This window comes from Lacimicrobium alkaliphilum (assembly GCF_002591895.1).
Taxonomy (GTDB): domain Bacteria; phylum Pseudomonadota; class Gammaproteobacteria; order Enterobacterales; family Alteromonadaceae; genus Lacimicrobium; species Lacimicrobium alkaliphilum.
Genome location: NZ_NISX01000019.1, coordinates 58,876 through 74,151, shown reverse-complemented (window position 1 = coordinate 74,151; position 15,276 = coordinate 58,876). Strand labels below are relative to the sequence as shown.

General features: G+C 50.0%; 14 protein-coding genes. 4 read left to right on the top strand and 10 right to left on the bottom strand.

Annotation, left to right across the window (positions count from 1 at the left end):
- Positions 1 to 21: 21 nt before the first annotated feature.
- The 6 genes from hfq to CDA54_RS16195 form a co-directional block, all read right to left on the bottom strand.
- Positions 22 to 273 (bottom strand): RNA chaperone Hfq, encoded by a 252-nt coding sequence (hfq, locus tag CDA54_RS16220; RefSeq protein WP_062483401.1) that lies wholly within the window; start codon positions 271 to 273, stop codon positions 22 to 24.
- A gap of 110 nt (positions 274 to 383) precedes the next feature.
- A complete protein-coding gene (gene miaA, locus CDA54_RS16215; RefSeq protein ID WP_218962422.1) occupies positions 384 to 1,316 on the bottom strand; it encodes a tRNA (adenosine(37)-N6)-dimethylallyltransferase MiaA in 933 nt (310 codons plus the stop codon).
- Positions 1,300 to 3,000 carry a DNA mismatch repair endonuclease MutL gene (gene mutL, locus CDA54_RS16210; protein ID WP_099036087.1) on the bottom strand — a complete coding sequence of 567 codons (1,701 nt, stop codon included), beginning with the start codon at positions 2,998 to 3,000 and terminating at the stop codon, positions 1,300 to 1,302. The genes miaA and mutL overlap by 17 nt, the downstream gene beginning before the upstream one ends.
- A gap of 11 nt (positions 3,001 to 3,011) precedes the next feature.
- On the bottom strand, positions 3,012 to 4,331 hold the full coding sequence (locus CDA54_RS16205; RefSeq protein ID WP_099036086.1) for an N-acetylmuramoyl-L-alanine amidase: 1,320 nt from the start codon (positions 4,329 to 4,331) through the stop codon (positions 3,012 to 3,014).
- A 7-nt stretch (positions 4,332 to 4,338) separates the two neighbouring features.
- Positions 4,339 to 4,791: a tRNA (adenosine(37)-N6)-threonylcarbamoyltransferase complex ATPase subunit type 1 TsaE gene (tsaE, locus tag CDA54_RS16200; RefSeq protein WP_099036085.1), complete on the bottom strand. Its 453-nt coding sequence runs from the start codon at positions 4,789 to 4,791 to the stop codon at positions 4,339 to 4,341.
- Positions 4,792 to 6,303 carry an NAD(P)H-hydrate dehydratase gene (locus CDA54_RS16195; RefSeq protein ID WP_229748194.1) on the bottom strand — a complete coding sequence of 504 codons (1,512 nt, stop codon included), beginning with the start codon at positions 6,301 to 6,303 and terminating at the stop codon, positions 4,792 to 4,794.
- Here CDA54_RS16195 and queG point away from each other — a divergent pair.
- The gene (queG, locus tag CDA54_RS16190) at positions 6,303 to 7,439 is read left to right on the top strand and encodes a tRNA epoxyqueuosine(34) reductase QueG (RefSeq protein WP_099036084.1); all 1,137 of its coding nucleotides are present in this window, start codon (positions 6,303 to 6,305) and stop codon (positions 7,437 to 7,439) included. The two genes, CDA54_RS16195 and queG, sit on opposite strands and share 1 nt — an antisense overlap.
- A 49-nt stretch (positions 7,440 to 7,488) precedes the next feature.
- On the opposite strand, the gene hemE is transcribed toward queG, so the two are convergent.
- Both hemE and nudC read right to left on the bottom strand, forming a co-directional pair.
- A complete protein-coding gene (gene hemE, locus CDA54_RS16185) occupies positions 7,489 to 8,556 on the bottom strand; it encodes a uroporphyrinogen decarboxylase (protein WP_099036083.1) in 1,068 nt (355 codons plus the stop codon).
- Positions 8,557 to 8,843: 287 nt separating this feature from the next.
- Positions 8,844 to 9,641 (bottom strand): NAD(+) diphosphatase, encoded by a 798-nt coding sequence (nudC, locus tag CDA54_RS16180; RefSeq protein WP_373286110.1) that lies wholly within the window; start codon positions 9,639 to 9,641, stop codon positions 8,844 to 8,846.
- 149 nt (positions 9,642 to 9,790) lie between these two features.
- Here nudC and rsd point away from each other — a divergent pair, with 149 nt between their 5' ends.
- The gene (gene rsd / locus CDA54_RS16175) at positions 9,791 to 10,255 is read left to right on the top strand and encodes a sigma D regulator (protein WP_099036081.1); all 465 of its coding nucleotides are present in this window, start codon (positions 9,791 to 9,793) and stop codon (positions 10,253 to 10,255) included.
- Positions 10,256 to 10,494: 239 nt separating this feature from the next.
- Here the strand turns inward: rsd and rho are convergent, their stop codons facing one another.
- Together rho and trxA are read right to left on the bottom strand one after the other, a co-directional pair.
- Positions 10,495 to 11,760 (bottom strand): transcription termination factor Rho, encoded by a 1,266-nt coding sequence (gene rho / locus CDA54_RS16170; protein ID WP_099036080.1) that lies wholly within the window; start codon positions 11,758 to 11,760, stop codon positions 10,495 to 10,497.
- 253 nt (positions 11,761 to 12,013) lie between these two features.
- Complete coding sequence (gene trxA / locus CDA54_RS16165) at positions 12,014 to 12,340, bottom strand: thioredoxin TrxA (RefSeq protein ID WP_099036079.1); 327 nt, start codon at positions 12,338 to 12,340, stop codon at positions 12,014 to 12,016.
- 108 nt (positions 12,341 to 12,448) lie between these two features.
- On the opposite strand from trxA, the gene rhlB reads away from it, so the two are divergent.
- Both rhlB and CDA54_RS16155 read left to right on the top strand, forming a co-directional pair.
- Complete coding sequence (gene rhlB / locus CDA54_RS16160) at positions 12,449 to 13,711, top strand: ATP-dependent RNA helicase RhlB (RefSeq protein WP_099036078.1); 1,263 nt, start codon at positions 12,449 to 12,451, stop codon at positions 13,709 to 13,711.
- The gene (locus CDA54_RS16155; RefSeq protein ID WP_099036077.1) at positions 13,708 to 15,219 is read left to right on the top strand and encodes a Ppx/GppA phosphatase family protein; all 1,512 of its coding nucleotides are present in this window, start codon (positions 13,708 to 13,710) and stop codon (positions 15,217 to 15,219) included. Before rhlB ends, CDA54_RS16155 begins: the two co-directional genes overlap by 4 nt.
- Positions 15,220 to 15,276: the final 57 nt, after the last annotated feature.

The following is a 15,276-nucleotide window of genomic DNA, read 5'->3' as shown; positions in this document are numbered from 1 at the left end:
CATTACCTCCTGGTTGAACAATCAATCCTCGTCATTATCTTGGTTTGCCTGTGGATTGGCAACCATAGGAATAGGACGAGATGGTACAACAGTGGAAATGGCATGCTTGTACACCATCTGACTGACAGTGTTTTTCAGCAAAATAACAAACTGATCGAAAGACTCTACCTGTCCCTGCAGTTTTATACCATTAACCAGATAAATCGATACGGGAACACGTTCTTTTCGCAGTACATTCAAAAACGGATCTTGTAGTGATTGGCCCTTTGCCATTTTTCTTATCCTTTTCTTTTTATTATCAATGCTCTGTAACCGGTGTAACCAGAGCCATTAGCCAATTTCCCGATTATACAGTTTTTACCCTCACTGTATAGCGCCTGCTGCTAGTCGGGTAACCGGGATACAAGCTGTTCAAGGTTGTTATCGGCAAATGTATCCAACCAGATTAGCGATTGCCAGCTTCGCAACCAGGTAAGCTGTCGTTTTGCCAGTTGCCTGGTAGCCACTATAGCCCGGAAAGTCATCTCCTGGTGGTCATACCTTTTTTGAAGGTGGTCCCACATCTGGCGATAACCTACACATCTTATAGCAGGTAAATCTTCATGTAGATCAGTTCTTTGAAACAATTTTCTGACTTCCTGCTCAAATCCTTGCTGTAACATCAGTTCAAATCGCTCGGCAATGCGATCATGCAATACCTGTCTGTCCTTGGGAGCAATGGCAAACTGGGTTACCCGGAACGGCAAGGGGGGGCTGGTGTGCTGGCTTAATTCCGTCAGGCTTTTACCGGTAATCCGCTGTACTTCCAGAGCCCTGGTAAGACGTTGAGGATCATTTGGGTGAATGCGCTTTGCCGCAGTCTTATCAATTAGGGAAAGTTGTTGATGCATGGCGGCCCAGCCATGTTTTAAGGCTTCGGCTTCAATTTCTGCCCTGATGGTTTTATTTGCCGGTGGCAGGGGGGATATACCTTCCAATAACACTTTGAAGTACATCATGGTGCCACCCACCAGCAGCGGAATTTTGCCCCGGCTGGTAATTTCCTGCATTTCTCGCAGTGCATCCTGGCGAAAGTCTGCTGCTGAATAGGCCTGAGCCGGATCCAGTATGTCAATAAGCCGGTGCGGTGCCAGCGCCAGCTCTTCAGCAGTGGGTTTAGCGGTACCGATATCCATTCCGGTATAAATCATTGCTGAATCGACACTAATGATCTCGCAGGGTAAGGCCTGGGTCAGACGGATCGCCAGATCGGTTTTACCACTGGCCGTAGGCCCCATCAGGAATATTGCCGGCGGTTGTTCAGTTTGCATAGTCATCCAGCCAGTTATCCGGGAGCGGCCGGGCGAGCCGGCTAATGACATCCTGCCAGTCTGCGGTTGTGACAAACCAGTGCCAGAGTGACTGAGCCTGAGCTTTGTCATAGGTGGCCCCTTCAGGGCTTGCCGCATTAGCCAGTACAGATTCGAGATGGTTGTGCTCGCTGTATAGCAATTCAGGCAAAATCGCTGACCAGTTGAGATTGCGCAGGCCGGCAGGTACCTGTTTCAGCAGCAGCTTTCCCCGCACCAGTTGCAACTCAAGTCCCAGCTTTTCCAGCGGCTCAGCCAGACGCTGAAAATGTTGTTGCATGGTTTTATCAGCACTGATTGACACCGGCATCAACAAAGGCTGACGTACGCCCTGATTGATTTGGGATAACAATCTGTGATGCTGGAGTTTATACAAGGGCAGAATCCAGCATTGTTGGCGCCATTCCAGCAAAAGATAGCGTTGCCGGAGCATTAGCCAGTCGACATCAGCAGTTGAAGAAGGTTTATTGGCATTCATCAACTGCTGATACGCTCTGCTCGCGCCTGCTATTGAATGGCTTGCAGAACCTGATGAGCGTCCGCTGTAGGATGTGGCCGTTTCCGATACTTTAGGCTGCAATGGGCGAATGTAATCATGGGCAGGCTCTGCCGGCTCAAGGGTATGGCTTTGGGTGATCTCATTGCCCTCTGTGCCGCTGATCTTCTCCAGCATATCCCGCACAGCCCGGAAGATAAAATCATGTACCATTCTCGATTGATGAAAACGGACTTCATGTTTGGCGGGGTGAACGTTCACATCCACTTCTTTGGCATCCAGTTGCAGGTAAAGCACGAATGCCGGATGGAAATCTGCCGGTAGCCAGCCCTCAAACGCCTGACGGATAGCATGGTTAATCAGTTTGTCGCGCATCATGCGCCCGTTCACGTAGAAATACTGAACATCATTCTGTGGCTGAGGCGTTGTGCATAACCAGCCATGAAGCTGGAGTTGCTGAAACTCACTCTGTACTTTCAGCGCGTCGTCCATCAGTTTGCGACCACAGATTAAACCGACACGTTTTTCTCTGGCCTGCTCATTCATTGCCTGTGGATACTGACGCAATATCTTGCCATTGTGTTTGAGACTAAAGGCGACATCGAAACGACTCAGGGCGACGCGCCGGACGATTTCATCAATATGAGCGAACTCTGTTTTTTCAGTGCGCAGGAATTTACGTCTGGCCGGTGTGTTAAAAAACAAATCCAGCACTTCGATACTGGTGCCATCAGGGTGCGCAACCGGTGCCAGTGACACGGTCATATCACGACCTTCCGCTTTGGCTTGCCAGCCCTGTTGTTGCGAAGAAGGTTTTGAACTGAGTGTCAGCCTGGCCACAGCGCTGATACTGGCAAGTGCTTCCCCCCGGAATCCCAGGCTGATGATCTGTTCGAGGTCGTCGAGGCTGGTGATCTTGCTGGTAGCATGACGACTCAGGGCCAGCTGCAATTCTTGCTCAGGTATTCCGCTCCCATTATCTCTGACCAGTATGCGTTTATGCCCCCCTTTATCCACTTCGATATCGATGCGGGTGGCGCCGGCATCCAGACTGTTCTCAATTAACTCTTTGATCACCGATGCGGGGCGTTCTACCACTTCTCCGGCGGCAATCTGGTTAGCCAGTCTGGCTGGGAGTATCTGGATCGGCAAAATATGAATAACTTCTAGTTGGGGATAGTCAGAACCTGGCCAATACGCACTATATCGGTGTCCAGGTTGTTAGCGGCCTTAATCTGGCTCACCGGTACGTTGTAACGCTGTGCCAGCAGCGACAAAGATTCCCCGCGGCTGACCTTATGGGTGCGATTCTCACGTTTTAACTTGGCCCATAGGGTGCCATCCGGTGGTCTGTTTTTAAAATGCTGCCGGATACCGCCAAATACAGCGTCAGCCATGTTCTGACGAAAAGTCGCCCAGTTCAGGTTCTTTTCTTCTCTTGGATTGGAGATAAATCCGGTTTCAACCAGTATCGACGGAATATCCGGTGAAGTGAGCACAGCGAGACTGGCTGCCTGAGGCACTTTCTTATGTAACTTGGTGATCTGGCCCATCTCTTTGAGAATTTCGCGACTGAGTTCATAGCTGGTAGACAGCGAGTGATCCATGGACATATCAAGCAGTGCCTGAGTCAGATAACGTTCGCTGGATGTATCCTGAATCACTTCGGCAGCACCGCCGAGCAATTGTGAATGCTTCTCGGTGTTTTCCAGCCAGCGACCCAGCTCAGAGTTGGCCCGCCTCATGGACAATACCCAGACTGAGGCTCCGCTGGGCTGGGGAGTGGTGTATGCATCGGCATGAATCGACACCAGCAGGTCGGCCTTACTGCGCCTGGCCAGTTCGGTGCGTTTGTTAAGGTCGACATAATAATCACCGGTGCGAATCAGTACGGATTTCATACCCGGGGTATCATCAATACGTTTGGCCAGTTTCTTGGCAATGCTCAGTACCACATTTTTTTCATAGCTGCCTGCTCTGCCAATAGAACCGGGATCCTCACCGCCATGGCCTGCGTCTACTGCTACAATAATGTCGCGATTGGCACCCTGAGCCTGCTGTTTGACTATCTGTGGCGGGGTTTCGTTACTGCTACCCAGATCGATGACCAGTCTGTCGCCATAGGGAGGCGTTGGTGGCAACGAAAATATCTGGGTGTCGGCTGACGCATTTAGCTCTAACACCACCCGTACTGAGTGTTTATCTTTGGGGCTGCTATAGCGCAGCCGGCTAATCAGGTCGCTGTCGTTTTTTATTTTACTTAAATCGAGATTCTGGCTGGTATCGGCTAAATCCACCACCAGGCGGGTGGGGTTACGCAGGGTAAAATAGCTGTATTGAGGGGCTTCGGCTAAATCGAAAACCACCCTGGTATTGGTAGGAGAAGGCCATATCCTGACACTCTCCATCTTATTCTGCGCCGCTACCGGAGCCGCAATCAATAAAATGAGCAGGCAAAGCCATATTGTCGATCTGTATAGTGCCATGTTCTCGTTATAATTGTTGAAGCAAGGCTATTCCCGGTTCAGACAGGCCATGCAGGCTAATAGTTCGACCATTGTCACTGAAATCTATACTAATCTGCAAATCGGCCGGTGCCAAGAGACCTGCGCCTTTTTCCGGCCATTCTATCAGACACAGGCAATCAGACTGAAAATAATCCCTGATGCCGATAAACTCCAGTTCTTCTGGGTCGCTGAGGCGGTAAAGGTCAAAATGGAAGATTCGCCAGCGCTCAGTTTCATAGGGTTCTACTAATGTGTAAGTGGGACTTTTCACCCGGCCCTGATAACCCAGAGCATGAATAAATGCCCGGCAAAAACTGGTTTTTCCTGCACCCAGTTCTCCGTTGAGGTAAATAACGGTGGCCATCGAACAGTTCTCAGCCAGCTTTTCTGCCAGCGCATGTGTGCCACGTTCATCAGCAATATGGACAACTTTTTTCATTCAGCGGTTCACCAGCTCTCTGATAAAGGGAATAAGATCACTGGCGATCATACCACGTTGCCCTTGTTTTTCTGCGCATAAATCGCCGGCCCTGGCATGAATGCAGGCCCCGGTCAGGGCGCTGTTGGCCGTATCCATGCCTTGTGCCATCAGGCCTCCAACGATGCCACTGAGGAGGTCGCCCATGCCTCCGCTGGCCATGCCGGGATTGCCCTCTTCGAGCACAAAAACCTGCTGTGTGGAGGAAACCAGGCTGCCGGCCCCCTTCAGTATAACGACGCTTTGATAGTGTTCGGTCAGACTGGTGATTGCCTGATAGCGATCCGATTGTATATCTGCTGTGGATTGCTCTAACAGACGCCCGGCTTCCCCGGGGTGGGGCGTGAGTATGCAGTTTTTGGGCAGAGTAGACGGTCCAGGGGGTGCGAGCAGGTTTAAACCATCGGCATCGATTAACATGGGTTTTTCGGCCCGCATCTGATATTTCAGTAGTGCATCAAACAACGTTCTGGCCCAGTTATCCTGACCCAGTCCCGGGCCGATCACTATGCAACTCGCCCAGTTAAGTAACGGTTCTATATCGTCACTGGCTGCGGCCAGCATAAGTTCAGGCAAGCCCTCGGCCACCAGCGCGTGACTTTCAGGATGACAGAGCACTTTTACCAGGCCTGCACCGCTGCGAAGCGCGGCCTCTGCACTGAGGCGAATAGCGCCATGCATGCCCTGATTGCCACCGATACACAGTAGTCGGCCAAAGCTTCCTTTGTGGGTGTTTAGCGGTCTTGGTGGCAGAGCGGGCAGGCGATCCGCAGAGGCAAGCAGGGCAGTCGGTGTGGCCAGCTGACTAAAGGATTGTGTAATGCCTAATGCATTGAAACTCAGTTTGCCACAATGTTGTTTACCCGCTCCGGTGACCAGACCCTGCTTAATCCCCACAAAAGTAATGGTGATGGTGGCATTCACTGCTATGCCGCAAGGCACACCTGTATCGGCATGTAACCCGGAAGGCAAATCGACACTTAGTACGGGAATAGTCTGCTGATTCAGTGCCGCGATGATATCCCGGTATGGGGCTCTCACTTGCCCTTTAATTCCGGTACCGAGCAGGGCATCCACGATCACATCATGGTTTGCCAGTGAAAGGGGCCAGCTATGCGTCTTTCCTCCACTGCTTTGCCATTTTTGTTGTGCCTGGCGGGTGTCCGCAGAGTATTTCTGACTGTCGCCTGTGGCAACCAGGCAGACTTCCATGCCCGCTTCGTTTGCCAGCCGTGCGAAAACAAACCCGTCCCCTCCGTTATTTCCATGGCCACAGAGCACGAGCACCCGGCGGCATGTCGGAAACGATGCCAGCAATTGTCTGAATGCGGCATGGCCGGCCCGCTCCATCAGTTCATACATGTTCAGGTGGGCTTGCTTTGCCGCCTGGGGTTCGTGTTGGCGCACCTCATCTGCGGCATAGATTTTGTGTGATAAACTCGCAGGTTCAATCAAGGCGTTATAGGTTTTCAATGGCTGAGCTATCCCCGCAATATCTGCAACAGTTAACAGAAAATATCAAGAGCTGGGGGAAAGCGCTAGGTTTTCAGCAGGTAGGCATCTGTGATGTGGATCTCAGCCGTCATGAAACAGCATTGCAACGATGGCTGGATAAGGGGATGCATGGCGATATGGAGTATATGGCCGCCCATGGAATGAAACGGGCAAGGCCAGCCGAATTGCAGCCCGGTACGGTTCGTGTAATCAGTGTACGCATGGATTATCTGCCTCCCGATGCCGGCTTTGCCCGGAACCTGAAAAATAAACTGTCAGGTTATATCAGCCGCTACGCTCTGGGCCGTGATTACCACAAACTAATGCGACAGCGTCTGAAAAAACTCGGACAAAAAATCGAACAGCATGTCAGTGATCTGGCCTTCAGACCTTTTGTGGATTCCGCGCCGGTATTGGAACATGCGGTGGCAGAGAAGGCCGGACTCGGCTGGACCGGCAAACATTCACTGACCCTGAACCGTGAAGCCGGCTCCTGGTTTTTCCTCGGCGAGCTGTTTATTAATCTGCCACTGCCGGTGGACCAGCCGGTAGAAGAGGGCTGTGGCAGTTGTAATGCCTGTATCACCATTTGTCCGACCCAGGCCATCGTTGAACCTTACGTTGTGGATGCCCGCCGTTGTATTTCTTATCTGACCATTGAGCTCAAAGGAGCAATTCCGGAGTCACTTCGTCCACTTATGGGTAACCGCATCTATGGTTGCGACGACTGCCAGCTGGTATGCCCCTGGAATCGCTATGCGCACCTTACTGATGAGGCGGATTTTCATCCGCGCCAACAGTTGCAGGGTAAGGCCTTGCTGGAACTGTTTAGCTGGGATGAAGAGACTTTCTTACGCAACACCGAAGGATCTCCAATCCGCCGTATTGGTTTTCAGCGCTGGCAGCGTAATATTGCAGTAGCGCTGGGCAATGCCCCCTATGCGGCAGAGATTACCCATGCCCTGGCAACGGCGTATGATAAAAGCAGCGAACTGGTGCAAGAGCATATTCAGTGGGCTCTTGGGCAACAACGGCAGAAGCAACGGGCGGCGAATGAACGACAAACTCAGCGACTGATTCGTGTTATCGAAAAAGGTCTGCCAAGAGATGCCTGAGTGTCGTGACCATCAGCGCCGCACATATTTTCACTGAGCCTTCCCGGTATTACTCCTGATGATATGGTTGGCTGTATTTGTGTACCGCGTCGATAAACGCTTTGGCGTTATCTGGTGGCACATCGGGATGAATACCGTGGCCAAGATTAAACACATGTCCGGTACCTTTACCGTAACCCTGCAGGATTAATTGCACTTCTTCTTCAATACGTGCCGGGCTGGCGTAGAGCATGGAAGGGTCCATATTGCCCTGGAGGGCAACCTGATCGCCGATGCGGCTTCTGGCTTCACTAATGTCAATGGTCCAGTCCAGGCCGACACCATCACAGCCAGTGGCCGCAATAGCTTCGAGCCACATACCACCATTTTTTGTGAACAGCGTGACTGGTACTTTGCGCCCTTCATGTTCCCTCACCAGGCCGTCGACAATCTTGTGCATGTACTGCAAAGAGAAGTCTTTGTAGTCCCGGGGTGACAGAACGCCACCCCAGGTATCGAAGATCATTACCGATTGCGCGCCGGCGGCAATTTGTGCGTTCAGATAGAGGATCACTGCATCGGCCAGCTTATCCAGTAGCAGATGCAAAGTGTTGGGTTCTGCGAATGCGAGTTTCTTAATTTGACTGAAACTTTTGGTTGTTCCGCCTTCAACCATATAAGTGGCCAATGTCCAGGGGCTGCCGGAAAAACCGATTAATGGTACTTTACCCGCCAGCGTTTTACGTATGGTGCGCACGGCGTCCATCACGTAGCCCAGTTCCTGTTCCGGATCAGGAATCCCCAGTCTTTGAACCTCGGAAAGGCTGCGTAACGGACGCTCAAATTTAGGGCCCTCACCGGTTTCAAAATACAGACCCAGCCCCATAGCGTCAGGAATAGTGAGAATATCAGAAAACAAAATCGCCGCATCCAGATCAAAACGCCGCAGAGGCTGCATTGTTACTTCACAGGCCAGTTCAGGATTTTTGCACAATGACATGAAATCACCCGCCTGCGTACGGGTGGCTTTGTATTCAGGTAGATATCTCCCGGCTTGTCGCATCATCCATACCGGTGTTTTGTCTACCGGTTGCTTCATCAGGGCTTTAAGATAACGATCATTCTCTAATCCAGACATTAGGATACTCTTAGTTTATTCAGTCAACGGAATTGCCGATATTCTATCACCAGTGAAGTACGGACACAGCTACAGACTAGTCTGTGCGGGAAAAGAAATTGAGGAGATACAAGAATGAACAGTATGTCATTCACCGTATTTTTTTCTGTAAAAGTTGCATAAGTGTTAAAAGGTCTGCTATAAAACCCTTGCGCTAGTGGAATCAACTAACAAGAAGCTCGGCAAACGGGACCTCCACGCTAAAATATTTAAGCCTTACCTTTGCGGGTAAGGCTTTTTTATTGGGCTTATTGCAGGGCCGCCTTGATTAATCGCCCGGCGATGGAAAATTCCGGTGGAGTTACAGGCAGACTGTCCGCTGTATACCAATCCGCCTCAAGTATTTCCTCACCATCGACATTAATTTCGCCGCTGTCATGCTCTGCCAGAAATCCCATCATTAGAGAATGGGGAAATGGCCAGGGCTGGCTGTCAAAGTAGCGCAGATTTTTTATTTTAATCCCCACTTCTTCCATGACTTCACGATGTACCGCCTGCTCCAGGGATTCACCGCTTTCAACAAAGCCAGCCAATGTCGAATACATCCCCTGTTTATGATGGCGGCCCCTGGCGAGAAGAATCTGCTCCTGTTTTTTTATCGCTACGATAATACATGGGGAGATGCGCGGGTAACAGCGGTGCTGACAACGGTGACAATGGGTTGCCAACTCCCAGTCGACTCTTTGCATCTGACTGCCACACTGACCACAATACCGATGTGTACGCAGAAATACCGCTACCTGCCACGCGCGGGCGATAATATTAAAAGCATCGTCGTTTTCACTGATCAGGGCATCACGTAAACCAATCAGTTCAGCGTTATGGTGATCCGGCTCCTGCTGCTCCATGTCTAACATAAAACACTCTGTTTGCCGGTATTCACCAATCCTGACGGCGCTGTCGATGTATTCTGAAGCGAATTGGAGTTCTGTATGCCGTGCAAAAAACAAGGTACTCTGACTCTCTATTCTGACCAGTTTGTTACGGGACAGAATCAGCCAGTAGGCAGGCTTGTCGGGGGCTTTTGTGATGGGCATAGAGATAATCCTGTATTTTCAATAGGCAGAGTATACCAGTGATCAGGATCAATTCAGTTGGATTGCTATAAGCGTTGGTATTAGATTCCAGTTTGGTATACTGGCCTTATTCAATGATCTTGATGTCGAAATGAGACTCAGGAAAGGAGTATACAGAAATGTTGACCAAGGTAGAGCAGGCAGAAGACCAGTGGGGCGGGGCTCATCACGCCATAGATACCTGGCTTGAAGGGCGCAGAAAATTACTGGTGCAATATTGCGAGTTGGCCGGGTTGCCCCCTTTTGAACGGGATCATACGGCGTTGCCTGCAAACGAAGCTATTGAAACATTCTGTGAATTGCTGGTGGATTATGTCTCAGCCGGCCATTTCGAGTTCTACGATCGTATTGTCCAGAACACAGAGGGAAATGGTATGGGTAAGGCACTGGCAGAAGAAGTGTACCCGCGTATTTCCGATACCACGGATCAGGCACTGAGCTTTAACGATCATTATGCACAAATCGATAAGGATCAGGATATGCAGAACTTTGATCAGCATTTATCCAGCCTGGGCCAGGCGATGGAAGAGCGCTTTGAGCTGGAAGACCGCCTGATTCAGACGTTATATAAAGAACACCTTTGATATTCAAATAACCCGGAAAAGGAATTTTTCACCACAGAGACACAGAGAACGCAGAGGTATTAACGGTTTAATCCCCTTTACTTCTCTGTGACCTCTGTGCCTCAGTGGTTAATTTCTGCTTTTCCCGGAAAGGGCTATTACTGGCGGGATTCCGCTTCGCTGCTTAACCGTGCTGAGCCATTGATAACAAAGACAAAAAAGGCACCATCAGGCGCCTTTGTCAATTGTAATCGCTGGTATCAGCTTTTTTGCCGTCGCATCGCATCGAAGAACTCATTATTGGTTTTGGTCATAGAGAGTTTGTCGATTAAAAACTCCATGGCATCAATTTCTGACATCTCATGCACGATCTTGCGCAGGATCCACATCTTCTGCAGTTCATCCTGAGAAGTCAGCAATTCTTCACGGCGGGTGCCTGAACGGTTAAAGTCGATGGCCGGGAATACCCGTTTTTCAGCTATTTTCCGGTTCAGATGCATTTCCATGTTGCCGGTACCTTTAAACTCTTCATAAATAACTTCATCCATTTTCGAGCCGGTATCGATCAGGGCGGTGGCAATAATGGTAAGACTGCCGCCTTCTTCAACATTCCGGGCCGCACCAAAGAAGCGCTTTGGTTTATGCAGCGCATTAGCGTCTACACCGCCGGTGAGCACCTTCCCGGACGAGGGAATCACCGTATTATAGGCACGGGCCAGGCGGGTGATAGAATCGAGCAGGATCACCACGTCTTTTTTGTGTTCAACCAGGCGCTTGGCTTTCTCGATCACCATTTCTGCAACCTGAACGTGGCGACTGGCCGGTTCATCAAAGGTCGATGCAACCACTTCACCCTGCACAAGGCGTTGCATTTCAGTGACTTCTTCAGGACGCTCGTCTATCAGCAGTACCATCAACACACATTCCGGATGATTGGCAGCGATGCTCTGAGCGATATTCTGCAGCAATAGTGTTTTACCTGCTTTGGGCGGAGCCACTATCAGACCACGCTGCCCGCGGCCTATTGGCGAGGCCAGGTCCAGCACTCTTGCAGTAATGTCCTCGGTACTGCCATTACCCCGTTCCATGCGCAGTCTTTCTGTGGCATGCAGAGGAGTCAGGTTTTCGAAGAGGATTTTATTACGGGAGTTTTCAGGGCGGTCGAAGTTAACTTCGTTAATCTTCAGCAGGGCAAAATAGCGTTCGCTGTCTTTGGGCGGGCGAATTTTGCCTGAGATGGTGTCGCCGGTGCGCAGATTGAAACGCCTTATCTGGCTGGGTGACACGTAAATATCATCAGGGCCGGCCAGATACGAGGAGTCTGCTGAACGCAGAAAACCAAATCCGTCCTGCAGTATTTCCAGTGCACCATCACCAAAGATATCTTCGCCGCTTTTGGCGTGCGCTTTGAGAATAGCGAAAATAATATCTTGTTTGCGGGCCCGGGCCATGTTGTCGAGGCCCATTTTGTCTGCCAGCTCAACAAGCTCGCTTACGGGTTTACTTTTTAGTTCCGTCAGATTCATATCGGTGGGTCTTAATGATTGAAAAATGCTTGTTATGCACGGTTTTTAATTAGGGTAACGGGTTTTAAACGTCTGATTGCGCCTGATTGACGCGAGGACTGTGTTCGGTTCGGGTGCTATCTTTGAAGACAGCGAAGATTAAATTAGCACCAAAAATCAACAACGTCTACTGATTATCCGTTAATTGTCTGATTTCTTGAGTAGATTCTTTATTTTTGCAAAAAATAAGGCCCGCAGTACGGGCCGGATATCATCAGATATTGTCGTTAAGAAACTCAGCTAACTGAGTTTTTGACAAAGCGCCGACCTTAGTTGCTGCTACACTGCCATTTTTAAAAAGTAATAGCGTGGGGATGCCACGGATACCATATTTAGGCGGGGTTTCAGTATTTTGGTCGACATTCAGCTTGCCAACTGTTAATTTGCCATCGAATTCTTTGGCTACTTCTTCCAGAATTGGCGCGATCATTTTGCACGGGCCACACCATTCTGCCCAGAAGTCAACCAGCACAGGATCTTTGGCATTGATAACATCGGCCTCAAAACTGTCGTCAGATAACTGGATAATTTTGTCGCTCATTTTTTTCTCCAAACTTTGCCTGCCTCGACGAAATAAGGGCCGGGCAGTCGGTAGTGGCTATTTATATAGAAACTGTTTTTTAATGCAAGCACTGATAAGCTATAAGCTATGCAAACAACTCATTTAACTGAAACCCGTTTTTCCGAGCTTCCTCTTCATGAGGATGTGATTAAGGCATTGTCTGCCGCTAACTTTCAACATTGTACCCCTATTCAGGCGCTGAGTCTGCCGCCCATGCTTGAACGCAAAGACGTTGCCGGACAGGCTCAAACCGGCACCGGCAAGACTATCGCATTTTTGGCGGCGACCTTCCATCATTTGCTGAATAATCCTCAGCAACAGACCAAGCAACCCAGAGCCATTATCATGGCACCCACCCGGGAACTGGCGGTGCAGATATATAATGATGCCGAACTGCTGAGTCAGCACACTGGTATTAAACTGGGGCTTATATATGGCGGTGAAGGCTATCAAAGCCAGCGTGAGGCTCTGGAAAAAGGTGTCGATATCATTATAGGCACCACCGGGCGCATCATCGATTATTACAAGCAGCATATCTTCACCCTCGAGCATATTCAGGTCTGTGTACTGGATGAGGCGGATCGTATGTTCGATCTGGGCTTTATCAAAGATATCCGTTATTTGCTAAGGCGTATGCCAGAGGCTGACCAGAGGCTCAGCATGCTTTTTTCTGCCACCTTGTCGATGCGTGTGCAGGAACTGGCTTATGAACATATGAATAACCCGGTGCATGTGGAAATTGAGCCACAACAGATGACAGCAAGTCGGGTCCGCGAAGAGCTTTTTTATCCTTCCAACGAAGATAAAATGCTGTTGTTGCTGACATTACTCGAAGAAGAATGGCCGGAAAAAGCCATTGTTTTTGCCAATACCAAGCATTGTTGCGAAAACCTTTTTGACTGGTTGCAGGCCGATGGTCATCGGGTCGGGTTACTGAGTGGTGACGTGCCGCAGAAAAAACGGCTGCAAATCATGAACCAGTTCAGCGAAGGCAAACTCGATGTGCTGGTTGCAACTGATGTTGCCGCCCGGGGGCTGCATATTGAGAAAGTGACTCACGTATTTAACTATGACCTGCCCGATGATGCTGAAGACTACGTGCATCGCATAGGGCGAACAGGTCGCGCCGGCAAGAGTGGCCACGCGATTAGTTTTGCCTGCGAGAAGTATGCACTCAATCTGCCTGCGATTGAGGAATATATCCGTCACTCCATTCAGGTCACAGACTATTTTCATGATGCCTTGTTAGACGATGTTACGCCGCCCAAAAAGCAATACAAGAAGCGTATGCAAAGTGGCAAGAATCTGAGCAAGGGTAAGCCAAGAGGCAGAAGTCAGCGCAATCGATGAGTACCGAAAAACTCACCAGTAGTCCGCTTCCAGAGCAGTACTATGCCGCAGTGGACCTTGGTTCCAATAGCTTCCATCTGGTGATCGTCCGGGTTACCCATGGCTGCGTGCATATTGTCGGTAAGGTGAAACAAAAAGTGCGTCTCGCCGCAGGCCTTAACCAGGATCTACAGCTGGATGAACTCAGTATGGAGCGGGGGTGGAAGTGTCTTGAGACCTTCGCTGAAAGGCTGCAGGATATCCCCCCTGCCAATATTCGTATTGTCGCTACCGCAACGCTGCGACTGGCAGGCAATGCCGGTACTTTTCTCTCTCAGGCTGAGGGTATTCTTGGCCACAAAATTGATGTGATCAGTGGTGAAGAAGAAGCCAGACAAATTTATCTCGGCGTAGCCTATACCTCTGCTAATCAGGGAAATTCGCTGGTTATCGATATTGGTGGTGCCAGCACCGAAGTGGTTGTTGGTAAGGATTTTACGCCTCTTAAGCTGGCCAGTCTGGATATGGGCTGTGTTACTTTTATGGAACGTTATTTCCAGCAGGGGCAGTTAACTCAGTGTAATTTCGATAGCGCCATGGCTGCAGCAAGAGCGCTGGTCAGGCAAATTGCTCCGGAGTATAAAACCTACCAGTGGCGTCAGTGTCTGGGTGCGTCGGGTACCCCTCAGGCAGTCACCGAAATCATGGTGGCACAAGGGATCAACGATAATATCCGACTGACCTATTTGCAGGATTTAATGCACCAGTGTGTTGAGCATGGCAGTCTGGATAAGCTGGATATAGAAGGCCTGAGTGAGGCCCGACGGTCTGTATTTCCCAGTGGCCTGGCCATTCTTCTGGTCCTATTTGAAGAGGTTGGCATCGAACAGATGCAGATCTCCGGGGGCGCACTGCGTGAAGGCTTAATCTACGGTATGCTGGAGAATATCCATCATCATGATATCCGCTTGCAGACACTGGATTCTCTGATCTGCCGTTTTCATATTGAAGAAGAGCAGGCACATCGGGTTGCTGAAACCGCATTGGCCTTGTACCGACAGTTGCCACAAACTGAGCTGTTTTGTCAGATGGACGCAGAAGGTGTTCTGCTTGCTGCTGCAAGACTGCATGAAATTGGCTTGCATATAGATTACAAGTTAAGTCACCAGCATGGCAGTTATATCCTCAGTCATGTGGCCATGCCCGGCTATACCAAGTTACAGCAGGATTCAATAAGGGATCTGATTCTCTGTCATCGCCAGGATCTCAATCTGCAGCCTTTTAGTCTGTATCAACAGGACGTGGCGATTGTGCTGAAAATGCTCTGTCGCTTGCTGCGTATTGCGTTTGTGTTATCTATTCGCCGGAAAAATAATCTGTTGCCCGCCATTGAGCTGAAAACAGATGATGAAGCCATTACCCTTGTCTTCCCTGATGGGTGGCTAAAAGCTCATCCTCTGCTCGACGCTGAACTGGCAAATGAACGTTGGCTGCAGCACAGAGTGGGCTGTACGCTGGAAATAAAGTGAGGGGTAAAAAGTGGGGTCAGAGTAAACTTTTCCACACAGATATTGCTCTGTTGGCTA